Annotated in this window: 12 protein-coding genes; 8 read left to right on the top strand and 4 right to left on the bottom strand. The window is 69.9% G+C overall.

What is annotated here, in order from left to right; genetic code table 11:
* Window positions 1-24 precede the first annotated feature (24 nt).
* A complete protein-coding gene (gene nhaR / locus QTI68_RS26825) occupies window positions 25-933 on the bottom strand; it encodes a transcriptional activator NhaR (RefSeq protein WP_286526006.1) in 909 nt (302 codons plus the stop codon).
* 134 nt (window positions 934-1,067) lie between these two features.
* Here nhaR and QTI68_RS26820 point away from each other — a divergent pair, with 134 nt between their 5' ends.
* A complete protein-coding gene (locus QTI68_RS26820; protein WP_286526004.1) occupies window positions 1,068-1,763 on the top strand; it encodes a Bax inhibitor-1 family protein in 696 nt (231 codons plus the stop codon).
* Between the two features lie 2 nt (window positions 1,764-1,765).
* Window positions 1,766-2,701, top strand: a complete 936-nt coding sequence (locus QTI68_RS26815) for a YcjF family protein (RefSeq protein WP_286526002.1) — start codon at window positions 1,766-1,768, stop codon at window positions 2,699-2,701.
* Window position 2,702: 1 nt separating this feature from the next.
* Here the strand turns inward: QTI68_RS26815 and QTI68_RS26810 are convergent, their stop codons facing one another.
* Entirely contained in the window at window positions 2,703-2,960 is a 258-nt protein-coding gene (locus QTI68_RS26810; protein WP_286526000.1) for a hypothetical protein, read from the bottom strand.
* A gap of 205 nt (window positions 2,961-3,165) precedes the next feature.
* Between QTI68_RS26810 and QTI68_RS26805 the strand changes: the two genes are divergently transcribed.
* From QTI68_RS26805 to QTI68_RS26795, 3 genes are all read left to right on the top strand, one after another.
* Window positions 3,166-3,729, top strand: a complete 564-nt coding sequence (locus tag QTI68_RS26805) for a DUF3455 domain-containing protein (protein ID WP_286525998.1) — start codon at window positions 3,166-3,168, stop codon at window positions 3,727-3,729.
* A 64-nt stretch (window positions 3,730-3,793) separates the two neighbouring features.
* A complete protein-coding gene (locus tag QTI68_RS26800; protein ID WP_286525997.1) occupies window positions 3,794-4,357 on the top strand; it encodes a sigma-70 family RNA polymerase sigma factor in 564 nt (187 codons plus the stop codon).
* A complete protein-coding gene (locus tag QTI68_RS26795; protein ID WP_286525996.1) occupies window positions 4,354-5,082 on the top strand; it encodes an anti-sigma factor in 729 nt (242 codons plus the stop codon). Before QTI68_RS26800 ends, QTI68_RS26795 begins: the two co-directional genes overlap by 4 nt.
* Before the next feature lie 35 nt (window positions 5,083-5,117).
* Here QTI68_RS26795 and QTI68_RS26790 read toward each other — a convergent pair whose 3' ends face one another.
* Window positions 5,118-5,375: a hypothetical protein gene (locus QTI68_RS26790; protein WP_286525995.1), complete on the bottom strand. Its 258-nt coding sequence runs from the start codon at window positions 5,373-5,375 to the stop codon at window positions 5,118-5,120.
* 258 nt (window positions 5,376-5,633) lie between these two features.
* Between QTI68_RS26790 and QTI68_RS26785 the strand changes: the two genes are divergently transcribed.
* From QTI68_RS26785 to QTI68_RS26775, 3 genes are read left to right on the top strand one after another with little or no spacing between them, the layout of a single operon-like run.
* Entirely contained in the window at window positions 5,634-6,914 is a 1,281-nt protein-coding gene (locus QTI68_RS26785; RefSeq protein ID WP_286525994.1) for an HlyD family secretion protein, read from the top strand.
* Between the two features lie 21 nt (window positions 6,915-6,935).
* Window positions 6,936-8,249 carry a hypothetical protein gene (locus tag QTI68_RS26780; RefSeq protein WP_286525992.1) on the top strand — a complete coding sequence of 438 codons (1,314 nt, stop codon included), beginning with the start codon at window positions 6,936-6,938 and terminating at the stop codon, window positions 8,247-8,249.
* Window positions 8,237-11,689: an efflux transporter outer membrane subunit gene (locus tag QTI68_RS26775; protein WP_286525990.1), complete on the top strand. Its 3,453-nt coding sequence runs from the start codon at window positions 8,237-8,239 to the stop codon at window positions 11,687-11,689. The genes QTI68_RS26780 and QTI68_RS26775 overlap by 13 nt, the downstream gene beginning before the upstream one ends.
* A 28-nt stretch (window positions 11,690-11,717) precedes the next feature.
* Here the strand turns inward: QTI68_RS26775 and QTI68_RS26770 are convergent, their stop codons facing one another.
* Window positions 11,718-11,993, bottom strand: a complete 276-nt coding sequence (locus QTI68_RS26770; RefSeq protein WP_286525989.1) for a DUF2164 domain-containing protein — start codon at window positions 11,991-11,993, stop codon at window positions 11,718-11,720.
* Between the last annotated feature and the right edge of the window lie 23 nt (window positions 11,994-12,016).

Here is a 12,016-nt window from a genome sequence, read left to right as displayed (position 1 = left end):
GAGGGTCCTCGGGGGGCCGGCCGATTATCCGGAGCCGCGGCGGCGATGGAAGCGCCCGCGCGCCGCCTTCGTGATCGCGACCACGCAGGGATGGGTGACGCGGCGCTCGACCGAGATCGCGAAGAACTCCTCGATCAGCCCGGCGGCACGGCCGATCACCTCGACACCGTACTGGGTGCAGGTCTCTTCCTCGAGCACCTCGGGCGTCATGAAGACGCCGCGGCCCTCGCCGCCGAAGGCCTTCAGCAGCGCGGCGTCGTCGAACTCGCCGATAGCCCGCGGCCGCAGCCGGTGCTCGGCCAGCCACAGGTCGAGCCGCTGGCGCGCGGCCGACGAGGCGCCCTGGATCAGCATCGGCGCGCGGTCGAGGCACTGCGGGAACTCGCCCCTGAGCGTGCGCCGGAGCGCCGGGGTCGCGAAGAAGCTCATCGCCGTCGTGCCCAGCGTGTGGTTGAAGGCCTTCACGCCGACCTGCCGGCCCATCGGCTCGTCGGCGATCACCAGGTCGATGCGCTGCACCGACAACTGCCCGAGCAGGTCGCGAAAATTGCCTTCGTGGCAGATCAGCCGCACCGGCTCGGCGATGCCGAGCGCCGGCTCGAGCAGGCGGTAGGCGATCGACTTCGGCACCGCATCGGCGATGCCGACCCGGAAGTCGAGCGCGCGGGCACCCTCGCCGCGGCTGCCGAGCGCCGCCTCGAGCTCGGCGCCGAGCGCGAAGATCTGGTCGGCATAGCTCAGCGCCGTGCGCCCCTCGGGCGTCAGCTCGAGCCCGCGGCCGCGCTTCTGGAACAGCGGGCTGCCCAGGCTGTCCTCGAGCAGCTTGATCTGCCCCGACAGCGTCTGCGGCGTGATGTGCAGCTGCTCGCTGGCGCGCACGATGCCGCCGGCCTTGGCGGCGGCCCAGAAGTAGTGCAGGTGCTTGAAGTTCATACTAGCCCCAATACTACGGAAAACTCGAATGAATGGTGTCAAAAATTCGACTTTTCTCGAAGGCTATATCGCCCTAGAGTGGGCCCCATGCGCGTGCACACGCGTGGTTTTTCCAACCTACCAAGGACATTCGAATGAACGACAACATCCAGGTCTACGGCTCGCCCTACGCGGCGACGCCGGCCGCCGCGCAGCGCAACCAGGTGCTGCGCAACACCTACTGGCTGCTGGCGCTGTCGATGGTGCCCACCGTGCTGGGCGCCTGGCTCGGCCTCTCGACCGGCCTGGCGCGCGCGATGTCGCCCGGCATCTCGATGGTGGTCTTCCTGGCCGGTGCCTTCGGCTTCATGTTCGCGATCGAGAAGACCAAGAATTCGGCCGCCGGCGTGCCGGTGCTGCTGGGCTTCACCTTCTTCATGGGCCTGATGCTGTCGCGCATGCTGGGCGTGGTGCTGGGCATGCAGAACGGCGCCAGCCTGGTGATGACGGCCTTCGCCGGGACCGGCGCGATCTTCCTCGGCATGGCCAGCCTGTCGTCGATCATCAAGCGCGACCTGTCGGCGATGGGCAAGTGGCTCTTCATCGGCGCCATCCTGCTGCTGGTGGCCGGCATCGCCAACTTCTTCATCCAGTCGGGCGCGCTGATGATCACGCTGGCGGTGCTGGCGATCGGCATCTTCTCGGCCTTCATCCTGCACGACCTCAAGCGCGTCAAGGACGGCCACGAGACCAACTACATCACGGCCACGCTCGGCGTCTACCTGAGCCTGTACAACGTGTTCCAGTCGCTGCTGATGCTGCTGGGCCTGGGCGGCAGCCGCGAGGAATGAGCATGACGGACCAGGAAGCGCGCGCCATCGTCACGCTGGCGCTGATGGCGGCCTTCGCCGACGGCGACAAGCACGCGCGCGAACGCGAGGAGATCAAGCGCATCGCCGACGGCTTCTCGCGGGCCGAGGCGATCAACCTGCCGACGCTCTACCAGGACGTGCTGATGCAGCGCGTCTCGGTCGCCGACCTGGGGGCGCAGTTGCGAAGTCACGGCGCCAAGCAGTTGGCCTACGAGATGGCGGTCTGCGTCTGCGACGCCGACGGCGCGCACTCGGAGGCCGAATACGGCTTCCTGGGCGAACTCCGCGCATCGCTCGGACTCGATGCAGCGGCTTCGGCCGCGTTCACCGAAGAGGCGCAGGCGATCGCGGCGGCGCCCCTGGCCGCGGGCGCCGCGCTGGCGGCACCGGGCGGCGGGCCCGACCCGGCCGAACTCGACCAGGCCATCTTGAACGCCGCGATCCTGAACGGCGCGCTCGAGCTGCTGCCCGAGACGCTCTCGACCATGGCCATCATCCCGCTGCAGATGAAGCTGGTCTACCGCGTCGGCAAGGCCTACGGCTTCGAGCTCGACAGCGGCCACATCAAGGACTTCGTCGCCACGGTCGGCGTCGGCCTGACCTCGCAGTACCTGGAGCAGGCCGGCCGCAAGCTGCTCGGCGGCCTGCTTGGCAAGGTCGGCGGCGGCCTGCTCGGCGGTCTCGGCAAGCAGGCCGTGAGCTCGGGCATGAGCTTCGCCACCACCTACGCGCTCGGCCATGTCGCCCGACGCTACTACGCGGGTGGACGCCAGCTGTCGACCGAAATGCTGAAGGGCGCCTACGCCAGCGTGATGCAGGAGGCGCAAGGGCTGCAGGCGCGCTATCTGCCGGCGATGCAGGAGAAGGCCCGCACGCTGGACCCGCGGCAGGTGCTGTCGATGGTGCGCGGCGGCTGAGTCAGGGAGCGGACGCCGGGTGGTCCTTCGACCCCCAGAACTTCCACCAGGGCCGCGCCGCCGGTATCGACTCGGGCGGCAACTGCTGGAGCTGGCTGGCACGCAGCCGCTGGCGGCACTCGACCTCCAGCGCGTGGGCGATGCCGAAGGCCTCGCGGTCGCCACGCGAGGCCTGGGCGCGCCAGCTCACAGCCAGGCGCACGAGTTCTTCGTCGTCGATGTCGGCCAGCTGCGCCGGGGTCGGCACGCTCGAACTCATGGCAGATGGCGCCGAACTGCGCTTTTCGCGGGATACATGGGGACGATTATTGCGCATCCGCACCCACTGTCCGACCGGTTAAGCAGCGGATTCACAACGCCGCGCCGAAGATTCTTTTTGGCTGCACCTGCATCCAATCGCGCCGTCGGCGGGTAGTTCCGGCAGCAGCAAGCCGCTGCCCACCCAACCACCGAAGGAATTTCCCATGCGTCACCTCATCCCGTCGCGCCCCGTCGTCGCCGCACCGTTGCTGGCCACCGCCCTGTTGGCCGCCTGCGGCTCGATGCCCACCTCCGGATCGGCTTTCTCGCAAGCCTCGCTGCCGGCCCCGATCCAGGTGCCGGCAGGCCACAAGGTCGCGCTGGAAACCATCGGCGTCGGCGAGATCACCTACGAGTGCCGCGACAAGGCCGGCACGCCCGGCCAGGCGGAGTGGGTGTTCGTCGGGCCCAAGGCGGTGCTGAACGACCGCAGCGGCAAGGCGGTCGGCAGGTACTACGGTCCGCCGGCCACCTGGGAGGCCAACGACGGCTCGAAGCTCACGGCGACGCAACTCGCGGTCGCGCCCTCCGGCCCCACCAGCCTGCCCTACCAGCTGGTCAAGGCCAACCCGGCGATGGGCAGCGGCGCGATGAGCGGCGTCACCTACATCCAGCGGGTCGCGCTCAAGGGCGGCATCGCACCCGCCAGTGCCTGCACGCCGGCCGCCAAGGGCCAGCAGGAGACCGTGCGCTACCAGGCCGACTACATCTTCTGGAAAGCCGCCTGAGCCGGGGGGGCCGGATGCGGGCCGTCGACTACGATGGCGCCTCCATCGCCGAGCACGGACCCGCTTGCCCGCCACCGACCCTTTCGACCACGACGCCGCGCTGGCCGCCTGCGCGCGCGGCGATCGGCAGGCGCTGGCGCAGATTTACAGCCTTGAAAGCCGCTACCTGCTGGGCGTGGCGCTGCGCATCGTGCGCCAGCGCCAGTCGGCGGAGGACGTGCTGCACGATGCCTTCGTCAGCATCTGGCAGCGCGCCGGATCTTTCGACCCACGCCGCGGCGCCGGACGGGGCTGGATCTACAGCGTGGTGCGGCATGCGGCTCTGAACTGGGTCCGCAGCCATGCGCGCGAGGTGCCGGTCGACGAAGAAAGCCAGGCCGCGCTCGAAGACGACGTGGCGCTGGCCCGCCATGCGACGAGCCTCGACCCACTCGAGACGCGGGCCGACCTGGGCCGGCTCGAGGCCTGCCTGGAGCGGCTCGAAGGCGAACGCAGGGAGTGCATCGTGCTCGCCTATCTCGATGGCTGCTCCCACGGGGAAATCGCGCAGCGCATGCAGAAACCGCTGGGCACCGTGAAGTCCTGGATCCAGCGCGGCATGCGCTCGTTGCGCGAATGCATGGCATGAACCCGAACGACACCACGCCCCCCTCCGCCGACGACGCCCTCGACGCGCTGGCCGGCGACTACGTGCTCGGCACGCTGTCGGCCGCCACCCGCGGCGAGGTCGAGACGCGCATGCTGCGGGAGCCGGCGCTGCGCGCGGCGGTGGAAGCCTGGGAAGAACGCCTGCATCCGCTGGTGGCCCTCGCCCAGCCGGTGGAACCATCTCCCGCGCTCTGGCGCCGCATCGACGCCAGCGTGTCGGCCACGACGGCGCCCCGTCGCGCCGCCAGCCGCCCCGGCTGGTGGTGCAGCCTGCGGCTCTGGCGCGGGCTGGCCGGCGCCGGCTTCGCTGCGGCTGCCCTGATGGCTGCCGTGTTGGTGACACGCATTCAGCCGGCGCCCGCCGTGCAGTTCATCGTGGTGCTCGTTGCGCCGCAGGACAAGGCCCCGGGCTGGGTGGTGCAGGCGGCCGCCGATGCCCGCCGGCTGAGCCTGACGCCGCTTGGCAGCATGACGGTGCCGAGCGACAAGTCGCTGCAGTTCTGGACCAAGGCCGACGGCTGGCGTGGCCCGGTGTCGCTGGGCCTCGTCACGCCGGGCCAGACGCTTCAGGTACCGCTCGACAAGCTGCCGCCACTGGAGCCGAACCAGCTGTTCGAACTGACCCTCGAGCCAGCGAACGGCTCGCCGCTCGATCGGCCGACCGGGCCGATCCAGTTCATCGGCCGGGCGGTGAAGGTTCTCTGACGGGCTTCGGCGGAAGCGCCGGCCCGCGCCTGTCCTCAGTGGCGGGCGAGTTCGTGCCGATCGGCGGCCGCGAACAGGTCGTCCGAGAAGCTGCGATCGGTGCGGGCGAAGGTCCATGCCCATTCGCGAACCGCATCGGCTTCGGCCTTGCGCGACAGCGGGGCCTCGGGCGCCGCCACCTTCCAGCCGGTCAGCAGCCGGATGCCGAAGCCCAGCACACGCGACAGTGCGTACGAAGCCGGCGACGAACCGGGTGCGTCGACGGAAAGGCCATTGGCAAGAATCGTGGACATGAGAGGGGTTCTCCAGGGGGAGCGACTCCAGGACGGGGTCGCGTACGGGCTCAATTATAGGGTTAACCCTAGTTTCTCGCTGCCCGAGCGACTTCGAGGGTCATGTACATCCAGTTGCTCAATAAGTAGAAACCCTTAATTTTTGGCATGGGTATTGCTGCACTGCAGCAAAAGCAGACGGCATGCCCCAACGATGTGCTGCGACAGCGGAGACGCCCGGTCCTCAAAAGTCACCCCGTCCACTTACGCGAGGCGCCCATGAACGCAAGCACTGTCCAGGAGTCGATCCAGATTGCAGGTGCCGAACCCGCCGGTTGGCGGGGCCGGCTGCGGCGCTGGCGCGGCAGCACGTCGGAGTCGATCGTTCCCCGCCTCGCGGGCTATGCGCTGCTTGCCTTCGTGCTGTGGCTGGTGGTCACGACCCTGATCCAGCCGCTGGTGTCGAGGCAGGCCACCCGCACGGTGCTGCAGGCCCCCGTGCTGCTGGTCACCTCGCCGATCAGCGGCGTGGTGACGCACATGACGGTGCGTGCGCTCGACAAGGTCGACGCCGGGGCGGTGGTCGCCACGGTGCAGAACCCGACCATCGACCGCGACATCCTCACCACGCTGACCACCCAGCGCCTGGCCCTGCAAAGCCAAGTGTCGCAGCTGGCCAATCAACTGCATGCCTCGGACGAGGAACTGCAGTTCGTCGAGCAGCAGGTCAAGCTTTACCGCCAGGCGTCGATGGCGCAGACCCGCGACGCCTGGCAGATCGCCCAGCGACAGCGCGAGGTGGCGCTGACCAACGTGGCGGAGCAGGAGCTCAAGGTGCGCCACACCTCCGCGATGCTCGACCAGGGCGCGGTCAGTCCGCAGGCGATGGACGCCGCCCAGGCCCAGTTGAGCACCTCGCGCGCCAACGCCGCGGTGGCCGAACAGGCCTATGCCGGACTTGGCAAGAGCGTCGCGATCGCCAGCCAGGGAGCCTTCGTGAGCAGTGGCAGCGGCACGGTGTTCCAGACCCTGGTGAGCCGCCGCGAGACGCTCGCCGGCAGCATCGAGCGCGCCCAGCAAGACAGCACGGCCGTGCAGAAGCAGTTGCGCGAAGTGACCGCGCTCGAAGACGACGAGCGGCGCCGCATCGACCGGCTGGCCGCCTACGAAGTGCGCGCGCTGCAGGCCGGGCAGGTGCACACCGTGCTGATGCCGCAAGGCAGCTTCGTGCCCCAGGGCGCCACGCTGGTGCGGATGATCGACTGCAGCCGGATCGAAGTGGTGGCGGTGTTCGCGCCGCGGCTCGCCAAGCGTCTCAACATGGGCTCGATGCTCACCGTGACGACCGATGACAGCGGCCTGGAAGTTCCGGCGCGCGTCACGCAGTTGCTGCCGGTCGCGCCGGACGAACTGCAGAGCAGCTACATCGTCCCCTTCCCCTTCGCGGAGCAGGGTTCCGTCTATGCCGTGGCGCGCATCGAACCCCCGAGCGCCGACCCGGCGGTGCAGCGCAGCCTGTGCGCGCCCGGCAAGGTGGTGTCGGCCCGGCTGGGCGCGTAGCGGCGTCGATGGAGTCACGCCATGGCAAGCACTGCATCCACCTGGCGACACGCGATCCGGCTGGCCCTGGCATGGCCGATCGCCTGGGCGCTGCACGCCGGCCCTGCGACGGCAGCGAGCGAGGTCCGGCAGGCGCTGGCGCAGCAAAGCTGCGAAGGACTGCGCCGCGCAGCAGCCACCGATGCGCGCGGCGATGCGTCGGCGCCGCTGCTGCTCGCGAGCTATCGCGTCGACACCGTCGTCGAGGGCGTGGCGCCGCTGCCGCCGACGCTCGCGAACGTCGCCTTCGTCTACGACAACGCGCTGGCCGGCATTGCGCTGCTGGCCTGCGGCGAGACGGCCTCGGCCCGGCGCATCGCCGAGGCCGTCGTGCTGGCGGTCGAGCGTGATCCGCACTACCTCGACGGCCGGGTCCGCAACGCCTACCGCGCCGGCCCGCTGGCCGAGGCGAAGCCGGTGCTGCCCGGCTACTGGGATGCCGCGAGGAACCAGTGGATCGCCGACGCCTACCAGATCAGCACCGCGACCGGCAACGTCGCGTGGGCGGCGCTGCTGCTGCTGAACCTGAATCAGCAGGCGCCCACGCCGCGCTATCTCGACGCGACGGCCAGGCTGCTGGCATGGATCGAGCAGCGCACCCGCGCCACGGTCGATCCCGATGGCTACAACGGCGGCTGGTACGGCTGGGACGATGCGCAGAGCGCGCAGACCTGGAAGTCGACCGAGCACCACATCGACATCGCCATGGCCGCGGCCTGGGCAGAGCGCGCGGGCGCACGGCCCGAGCAGACGCGGCAGGCAGGCACCGCGCTGGCGTTCGTGTCGCGCATGTGGAGCCCGCAGCAGCAGCGCTTCCATATCGGCACCCTGGCCGATGGGGCGACCGTGTCGACCACCGGCTCGGGCCTCGACGCCCAGCTGTGGCCCTTGCTGGCCGCCCCGCCGGGCCATTGCCGCTGGCGCACCGGCCTCGCGTGGGTCGAGCGCAACCACCGGTACGGCGACGGCTACGGGTTCTCGCAGCAGCCCGACGGCATCTGGACAGAAGGCAGCGCCCAGGCCGCCGCGACGCTGGCGGCCGTCAAGGGCGCGGTGCCCGAGGCGCTGTGGAAGTTGCTGGCCGCGCAGCGCGCCGACAACGGCCTGTACTACGCGACACCGAGCCCGCGCATCTCGACCGGGCTGGCCATCGGGCCGGACTCGGCGGGCGCCGACTTCTTCTACTACCACTGGCCCCACCTCGGTGCCACCGCCTGGATCGCGCTCGCAGCGACGGGCTGGAACCCGTTCACCGGAAGCCCCACCGCCACAGGAGAGACGCCATGTTCGAGCTGATCGATTCGCCCGAGTTCAGGATCAACCTGATCGTCACGGGCCTGGCCCTGATGATGATCTTCCATGCCCGCGCGGACCGCCTCTCGCACCGCGCGCTGTTCGGCTACCTGACCGCGCTGGTGCTGGTGCGCTACGTGGTGTGGCGGCTGGCCGAAACACTGCCGCCGGCCGATCTCGGCTTCGGCACGCTGGTCGGCTGGGTCTTCCTGGTGTTCGAGATGGTGTCGATCCTCTACACCCTGATGTCGATCCAGATGCTGACCGGGCGGCGCGACAACCACGGGCTGGCCGACCGCGGCGAAGCCTCGCTGCGCGCGCGCGGCGCCGACGTGCCGGCGGTCGATGTCTTCATCTGCACCTACAACGAGGAACTCGGGGTGCTCGAGAAGACGATCCTCGCCGCCCAGGCGATCGACTACCCGCGCCTCGCGGTCTGGGTGCTCGACGACACGCGCCGCGACTGGCTGCGCGACTACTGTGCCCGCAAGGGCGTGCACTACGCCCGGCGCGCCGACAACGCGCATGCCAAGGCCGGCAACCTCAACAACGGCCTGCGCCAATCGGCCGCGGCCACCGACGCGCCGTACATCCTGGTGCTCGACGCCGACTTCACGCCACACCGCAACATCGTCTACCGGATGCTGGGCCTGTTCGACGATCCGAAGGTGGGGCTGGTGCAGACGCCGCAGTTCTACTACAACGCCGACCCGATCCAGCACAACCTGCGCGCCACCGACAGCTGGGTCGACGAGCAGCGCGTGTTCTTCGACGTGCTGCAGCCGGCCAAGGACGCGGCCGACGTCGCCTTCTGCGTCGGCACGTCGTTCATCGTGCGACGCGACGCCATCACCGCCGCCGGCGGCTTCCCGACCGGCAGCGTGTGCGAAGACATCTACACCACCTACACGCTGATGCGCTTCGGCTGGGTCACGCGCTGGCTCAACGAGCGGCTGTCGAACGGGCTGTCGGCCGATAGCATCGTCGACTACATCAACCAGCGCAGCCGCTGGTGCCTCGGCACCATCCAGGTGGCGCTGCTGCGCGACGGTCCGCTGCGCGGCAAGGGCTATGGCCTGGCGGCGCGCCTGCACTATGTGCACGGCCTGCTGCACTGGCTCAGCAAGCCGTTCATCCTGCTGATCCTGGCGGCGCCCGCGCTGTACTGGTATGCGGGCGTCTCGGCCTTCCACGCCACGCCACGGGCCTTCGCACTCTATGGCCTGCCGCCGCTGGTCATGTTCTGGGGCTACACCTACTGGATCAGCCAGCGGCGCTGCCTGCCGGTGTTCACCGAGGTGACGCAGATCGTGGCGGCCATGGCCGTGACGCGCACCATCGTCACCTCGCTGGTGCGGCCCTTCGGGCGCCCTTTCAAGGTCACGGCCAAGGGCCAGGATCGCTCGAAGACCGTGGTCCACTGGAACCTGGTCGCGGTCTTCGGCGGCCTCATCGTGGCGATGGAAATGGGCGCGCTCGACGCCATCGGCGGCACGATGAGCACCGGCGATGTCCTCAACGTGATCTGGACCCTGGTGGCCACGGTCTACTGCCTGGCGGCGCTGATCGCCTGCATCGACCGCCCGCGGCCGGACCATGACGAGCGCTTTCCATACGACGCCGCGACCAACATCCGCAGCGCCGCGGGCGTCGGCGCCACGCAGTTCATCGAGATCGCGGTGGACGGGGCGCTGCTGCGCGACAGCGCCCTGCTGCGCCGGATCCCGGTCGGCCAGCCGCTGGATGTCCATGTCGACCATGTCGGCTGGGTGCCCGCCTTGCTGGCGGACCACACGCCAAGCGGCGCCGAGCTGAGCTTCGCCTGCGACGAGGCCGTGCACGACCGCCTGGTTCGCCATGTGTTCAGCCTGCCGCCGAGCCATGTGGCCACCCAGGTGCGGCCCGGCCACGCGGCCATGGCCTTCCTCGGCAGCGCGGGCTGGCGCTGGCCCCGGGTTCCGGCGGCGTGGCTGCGCGGCGTCGCCGCGCCGGCACCGCTGCTGCTGGCGCTGGTGCTCGGCGTGCTCGTGCTCGGCGGCTGCAGCCTGACGCCCGCGCTCAAGCCGGCCGATGTCGAGCTGCCGACCCAGTGGCCGACAGGCGCCGCCGTTGGCGACGCAGCGCCCATGGCGTGGCAGGCCTTCGTGCGCGACGATGAGCTGCGCGGCCTGGTCGCGACCGCGCTGGCGCAGAACCGCGACCTGCGCGCCTATGCCGCGAAAGCCCGCGAGGCGCGCGCCGTCTACGCCGGCACGCGCTCCAGCCTGTTCCCCGAGATCGGCATCGCCGGCTATGCCCAACGGGGCGACATGGCGACTTCGCTGAGCTCCACCGGTGTCGTCACGAGCAACCAGGCAATCGGCCGGGTCGGCAACACCTACGCGGTCCAGGCCGGCGTCACGGCCTACGAGCTCGATTTCTTCGGCCATGTCGATGCCGGCGTGAAACAGGCCGGCGCGCAGGCGCAGGCCATCGACCGGGACTACGCGGCCGCGCGCATGAACCTGGTCGGCGAGGTCTCGAACGCGTACCTCACGCTGCGCGCCGACCGCGCGCTGCTCGCGCTGGCCGAGGCCGACCTGAAGAGCCAGAGCGACAGCACCGACATCATGAAACGCGCCCGCTCGGTCGGCGGCACCTCCGACCTCGACCTGCTGCGCTCCCAGTCGCTGGTGCAGCGCGCCCTGGTGCAGCGCGAGGAGTTCAGCATGCGCGTCGGCCAGGACCTGCAGTGGCTCACGGTGCTGGTCGGCCAACCGGTGGCGGCCACGACCGGCACCCAGCGCCCCTGGCCGGAGCGCTCGGTGGCCGAGGTGCCGGTCGGCCTGCCGGCCAGCCTGCTGCAGCGCCGGCCCGACCTGCTGGCGGCCTATGCGCGGGTCGAAGCGGCGAACTCGGGCGTGGGGGCCGCCAAGGCGGCGTTCTATCCGACTTTCTCTCTGACCGCCGTGGCCGGCGGGCTCAGCAGCGAGTTCTCGAACCTGCTTGGAAGCGGCAACCGCAGCTGGGCCACGGTGCTCGGGGTCTCGCTGCCGATCCTCGACTGGGGCCGACGTTCGGCCAACCTCACGGCCAACGAGGAGCGGCTGTCCGCTGCCATGTCGGCCTACGAATACGCGGTGCAGCAAGCGCTGCGCGAAACGGCGAACGCGCTGATCGCGAACAACCACCTGTCGCCGCAGCTGGAGGCACAGCAGGGTCGCGTGCAGGCGCTCGAGAAAGTGGCGGCGATCTCGCGCACCCGCTTCCGCAACGGACTCGAGGACTACTTCGCCGGCGCCGACGCCCAGCGCGAGCTCTACCTCGAGCAGCGCCAGTGGATCGAGCTGCAGTTGAAGCAATCGGTCAACCTGGTGAACCTGTACAAGGCGCTGGGCGGGGGATGGGACGAGGCGCCGCAGGCGCAAGCCGCGGCGGCGTCGGCGTCGAGCGCCATGCATTGAGCGCCTGGATCGTCGGCGCGGTCCCGCGTCACTTCCGCTCGCGCGGCTTGCGCTCGTACTTGCGCCAGTACTGGAACTCGTCCTCGTGGACTTCGATGTCCAGCTCGGAGATCCTGGCCTGGAGCCGCTCCTGCACTTCGGTCACGGCCCGGTTGTAGATCACCGGCCCGACTTCCTCGAGGAAGAAGCCGAGCAGTGCGCCGGCGGCGATGTTGCCGATCGGCTCCTCCATGTTCTCCCGGAAATATCGCTCGATGGAGGCGATGGCCTCCTTGCGGGCTTCCTTGCTGAGCTCGATGGCCATCGTGCGCTGTCTCCAGGTTTCGG

The organism is Variovorax sp. J31P207 (assembly GCF_030316965.1).
Lineage (GTDB): Bacteria > Pseudomonadota > Gammaproteobacteria > Burkholderiales > Burkholderiaceae_C > Variovorax > Variovorax ginsengisoli_B.
The sequence above is the reverse complement of the archived record's forward strand: the minus strand, read 5'-3'. Positions and strand labels throughout refer to the sequence as shown.

Bases quoted from the DNA above. Each gene is read 5' to 3' on its own strand.
- QTI68_RS26805 (WP_286525998.1), top strand. From the start codon at position 3,166: ATGCGTCACCTCATCCCGTCGCGCCCCGTCGTCGCCGCACCGTTGCTG.
- QTI68_RS26815 (WP_286526002.1), top strand. From the start codon at position 1,766: ATGACGGACCAGGAAGCGCGCGCCATCGTCACGCTGGCGCTGATGGCG.
- nhaR (WP_286526006.1), bottom strand. From the start codon at position 933: ATGAACTTCAAGCACCTGCACTACTTCTGGGCCGCCGCCAAGGCCGGC.
- QTI68_RS26795 (WP_286525996.1), top strand. From the start codon at position 4,354: ATGAACCCGAACGACACCACGCCCCCCTCCGCCGACGACGCCCTCGAC.
- QTI68_RS26770 (WP_286525989.1), bottom strand. From the start codon at position 11,993: ATGGCCATCGAGCTCAGCAAGGAAGCCCGCAAGGAGGCCATCGCCTCC.
- QTI68_RS26775 (WP_286525990.1), top strand. From the start codon at position 8,237: ATGTTCGAGCTGATCGATTCGCCCGAGTTCAGGATCAACCTGATCGTC.
- QTI68_RS26790 (WP_286525995.1), bottom strand. From the start codon at position 5,375: ATGTCCACGATTCTTGCCAATGGCCTTTCCGTCGACGCACCCGGTTCG.
- QTI68_RS26780 (WP_286525992.1), top strand. From the start codon at position 6,936: ATGGCAAGCACTGCATCCACCTGGCGACACGCGATCCGGCTGGCCCTG.
- QTI68_RS26820 (WP_286526004.1), top strand. From the start codon at position 1,068: ATGAACGACAACATCCAGGTCTACGGCTCGCCCTACGCGGCGACGCCG.
- QTI68_RS26785 (WP_286525994.1), top strand. From the start codon at position 5,634: ATGAACGCAAGCACTGTCCAGGAGTCGATCCAGATTGCAGGTGCCGAA.
- QTI68_RS26810 (WP_286526000.1), bottom strand. From the start codon at position 2,960: ATGAGTTCGAGCGTGCCGACCCCGGCGCAGCTGGCCGACATCGACGAC.